Annotated in this window: 2 protein-coding genes; both read right to left on the bottom strand. The window is 71.9% G+C overall.

Features of this window, described 5'->3' with window-relative positions; genetic code table 11:
• The coding region (locus AC5RUJ_RS17795; protein WP_494156455.1) for an oxidoreductase at positions 1-451 on the bottom strand (451 nt) is incomplete at its 3' end.
• Positions 452-683: tetratricopeptide repeat protein (locus tag AC5RUJ_RS17790; protein WP_494156454.1), on the bottom strand; the 232-nt coding region annotated here is incomplete at its 5' end.

Genomic DNA, 683 nt, shown 5'->3' with positions numbered 1-683 from the left:
GGCCAAAGGCGGCAGCCGTCGGGCCTACGGTCCGCCAGCCCCCCTCGGCGGGCGGCACCGAGCCGGACTTCGGGGCGAAGGGCGCGTAGGTCGACGCCTTGCGCCCGGCATGGGCCAACTGGATCCCGATTTTGGTGTCCGCCGAGCCATAGCGGTGCACGAACTCCGTGATCCTGCCCCACGCCTGGGCCTGGTCGTCGGTCCAGATGCCGGTGTCCTCGGGACTGATCCGGCCGGCCGCGTCAACCGCTGTCGCCTCGGTGAGGATCAGCGCAGCCCCTCCGGCGGCGAACTGGCCCAGATGCATCAGGTGCCAGTCGTTCGGCGTCCCGGGCGCGTCCTCCCGCCGCACCGAGTACTGGCACATCGGCGCCACCCAGCCGCGGTGCAGGAGCTGCAGACCGCGCAGTTTCAGCGGCTCGAACAGGCCGCCGGCTACAGCCTGCGCCATTTAGAAGAGCGCCCTGGCCAGAGCCTGGCGTGCCTTGGACACCCGCGGGTCGGTGCTGCCCACCACGTCGAACAGTTCCACGAGGCGGGCCCGGGCGGCCTCCCGTTCATCCCCGGCGTGGCGGCTGATGAAACCCACCAAGCGGGCGAAGGCGTCCTCGACATGGCCGCCCGAGACGTCCAGGTCGGCAACGGCCAGCTGGGCCTGCAGGTCGTCGGGCCGGTCGGCCGCA

The organism is Arthrobacter sp. Y3223164 (genome assembly GCF_059091005.1).
This window is presented reverse-complemented; position numbering and strand designations above follow the sequence as displayed.